The following is a 2,998-nucleotide window of genomic DNA, read 5'->3' on the forward strand; positions in this document are numbered from 1 at the left end:
AAAGAAACGATATGATTTATTTTATTTAAATAGGAACTGTTATGAAAAAGCCACTTTCTTTATGGATAACTCAATTTTTGATTGTCTGCTGTATTATACTGATATTATATTTTTTTATAACCAATGCATCACTGTTATTAAATTTGTATAGTTTTGATATGCCCGCTGAGATAAAGATAGAAATTTATTTATGGAGTTTTATTCGTTTGTTAGTTTTAATTATACAAATATCAGCGCTTTACTTTTCCTTTAGGTGCGATAAAAGGGCGCGGGTATTGACTATCTTAGCTTGGCTACCAATCATTATCGTCATGTTATGGAGCAATTTCCATGATGGGTTAACTTCTTTGAACGAAAGTGGTATAAGCTATGATAATGATGCTCAAAGATCTGGAGGGATTATAGGTAAACTTATTCTGGCTGGATTATCCCTTTGGTTGACATCTATTATATTATTTTCAAAAAAATTAAAGCGTTATTTTCTATTTGAGAAAAGTGAATGATTTTTTTGACTACAAAAATGGATGGCTCAATAACCATCCATTTTTATTGCATAAAGATATCTTGGTATAAATAATTATTAACTAAAGTATAAATACATAATTATTAGAAATAATATCTGTATACTACTCCACTTCTTGTCGTGACAAGATATTAGGTAAATTTATTTCTATCCAATCCGCAAGAAGCGTGAGTTTCTCACTTATTTGCTCACCAAGATCTGTCAAAGAGTACTCTACATGGGGTGGAACAACAGGATATGACACTCGGTTAATAAAACCATCTTGCTCCAATACTTGTAACGATTGAGACAGCATTTTCTCACTTACTCCGCCAATTTTACGTCGTAAATCACTAAAACGATGTGTTCCATCTCGTAGGGCTATTAAAATGAGTATGCCCCAACGACTTGTAACATGTTTGAGGATCTCTCTGGATGGGCACTGTTTAGAAAATAAATTTCCTTCACGTAATTGCTGCGAGAGTGTGGATATTGTCATTTTATACTTACCTTTTTGTATGTACTTACTTTTAGTAAGTTTAGGTGCTATGTTATCAAAACACAAGTGATACATTAAGGAGTTATCTTATGATTGCAATTACTGGTGCAACAGGCCTATTAGGTCAACATGTGATTGAAAACCTTCTTCAAACCGTTCCTGCTAATCAAATAGTGGCATTTGCTCGTGATGTAAAAAAAGGATCGTCTTTAAGTCAGAAAGGCGTTTTAGTACGTCAGGCGGATTACAATGATAAAGCTTCATTAATAACAGCTTTACAGGGTGTCGATAAATTACTTTTAATTTCCTCAAGTGAAGTTGGCAAACGTACCATTCAACATCGTAATGTCATTGAGGCAGCAAAATCAGCAGATGTACAATTTATTGCTTACACTAGCATATTACATGCTGATCGCTCTCCATTAAGCTTGCATGTGGAACATGTAGAAACAGAAAAAATGCTAGCTGATTCTGGGATCTCTTACACTTTATTACGAAATGGCTGGTATACAGAAAATTATCTGGCAAGTGTCCCTGCAGCAATTGAGCATGGCGTTTTTCTGGGGGCGGCTGGTGATGGCAAAATAGCTTCAGCCACTCGGGCCGATTATGCATTGGCTGCTGCTCGGGTAATTAGTGAAGAAGGACATATAGGTAAAGTGTATGAGCTTGCGGGTGATGAAGCTTGGACATTAGAGCAATTGGCTAAGGAATTGACTAAACAAAGCGGGAAGCAAGTGATATATAACAATTTAAGTCAGGCCGATTTTGTCGCTGCGTTAAAAACGGCAGGCTTACCCGATAAATTATCAAATATGCTGGCTGATTCTGATATCGGCGCATCCAAAGGTGGATTATTTGATGATAGTCATACCCTAAGTAAATTAATTGGCCGACGTACAACAACACTTGCGGAGAGTATCAAAGCAATGTTGTAAATCGATAGCTAATATCTATTCTATTTTCAGTTTAATTTTTTGGCACCCTAAGAGTTGAAATTTTGGGTTTCACATGCAGGGTGCCTTTCATAAGCATTATTATTTATGATAGGTGAGCATCAATTAATAAAAGATTAATTTTAGTCGTAAAATAGTAGGATAGACTGCTACACTAGGTAACAAAAATGAATATAACTAAATGATATTGAAAAATATTTATTCAGCTCAATAGGACTTTATATGAAGCTAGTTTCAGCGATATTATTAACTTTATTTTTTGTTTCAGGATGTTCGACACCACAGTCTGATATTGATAAATATGAGCAATCGAGTAAAGATGCGATGAAGCCAGATCCATATTCTGACAGCGTAATCAATACGATTAGACAGCACCAGAAGATCACCGTATGTAATAGTAAAATTGGTGGGTGCTATTGATTTAATACGGCACAGCTTTAAGGTTAAACAATATACTTTAGGATATTCTGTGCAATTAAAGACACAGATGCGTTACCATCAATAATAATGTCAGCACTCAGCTTTTCTCTTTCTGTCATTGCCGTATATGAGGGCCGTGAGTAGATTAAGTACTCTTCTAAATAATGAATAATATCATTTCCACTTTTCTCTTTATAATCACGCAGTATTCTTCTTGCTAATGCGATATCTAGTGGCGTATCAATAAAAAAAGCATAGTCGATCATCTGTTGTAGCGCTGGGTGAGATCTGGCAAAAGGATAATCCAAAATGATATGAGTATATTGAGACTCTTCTATCGTCTGATTAACTTGTTCAACAAATGGCTTTATATCCCATTCGCTATAATTACCACCTTGTTCTATCCACTCATCGAGATCTTCAGGTGCTGTAGGGCAGTCGAAATCATCAAAATGAAGGCATTTGCTTGATGGAAGCTTTTCTCTTATATAATGAGAAAGTGCTGTTTTGCCGCCACCTGCAATTGAGGTGATAGAGATAATTATAGGTGATTTTATAGAACTCATTGTTAGCTCATAATCAAAATAAAATTGCATAGGATATTATATAGACTAATTTATA

At 35.0% G+C, this 2,998-nt stretch carries 5 protein-coding genes; 3 read left to right on the forward strand and 2 right to left on the reverse strand.

Features of this window, described 5'->3' with window-relative positions; translation table 11 throughout:
* The first annotated feature begins 41 nt into the window (after window positions 1–41).
* The gene (locus AACU98_RS15310) at window positions 42–503 is read left to right on the forward strand and encodes a hypothetical protein (protein ID WP_004247908.1); all 462 of its coding nucleotides are present in this window, start codon (window positions 42–44) and stop codon (window positions 501–503) included.
* 123 nt (window positions 504–626) lie between these two features.
* Here the strand turns inward: AACU98_RS15310 and AACU98_RS15315 are convergent, their stop codons facing one another.
* The gene (locus AACU98_RS15315; protein ID WP_004247909.1) at window positions 627–1,001 is read right to left on the reverse strand and encodes a winged helix-turn-helix transcriptional regulator; all 375 of its coding nucleotides are present in this window, start codon (window positions 999–1,001) and stop codon (window positions 627–629) included.
* A gap of 89 nt (window positions 1,002–1,090) precedes the next feature.
* Between AACU98_RS15315 and AACU98_RS15320 the strand changes: the two genes are divergently transcribed.
* Together AACU98_RS15320 and AACU98_RS15325 are read left to right on the forward strand one after the other, a co-directional pair.
* Window positions 1,091–1,939 carry an SDR family oxidoreductase gene (locus tag AACU98_RS15320; RefSeq protein ID WP_070486655.1) on the forward strand — a complete coding sequence of 283 codons (849 nt, stop codon included), beginning with the start codon at window positions 1,091–1,093 and terminating at the stop codon, window positions 1,937–1,939.
* A gap of 240 nt (window positions 1,940–2,179) precedes the next feature.
* Window positions 2,180–2,377 carry a hypothetical protein gene (locus AACU98_RS15325; RefSeq protein ID WP_072021446.1) on the forward strand — a complete coding sequence of 66 codons (198 nt, stop codon included), beginning with the start codon at window positions 2,180–2,182 and terminating at the stop codon, window positions 2,375–2,377.
* Window positions 2,378–2,400: 23 nt separating this feature from the next.
* On the opposite strand, the gene AACU98_RS15330 is transcribed toward AACU98_RS15325, so the two are convergent.
* Window positions 2,401–2,943 (reverse strand): hypothetical protein, encoded by a 543-nt coding sequence (locus tag AACU98_RS15330; RefSeq protein ID WP_004251489.1) that lies wholly within the window; start codon window positions 2,941–2,943, stop codon window positions 2,401–2,403.
* Window positions 2,944–2,998 lie beyond the last annotated feature (55 nt).

The sequence above is a fragment of the Proteus sp. G4380 genome, from assembly GCF_963885725.1.
Taxonomy (GTDB): domain Bacteria; phylum Pseudomonadota; class Gammaproteobacteria; order Enterobacterales; family Enterobacteriaceae; genus Proteus; species Proteus mirabilis.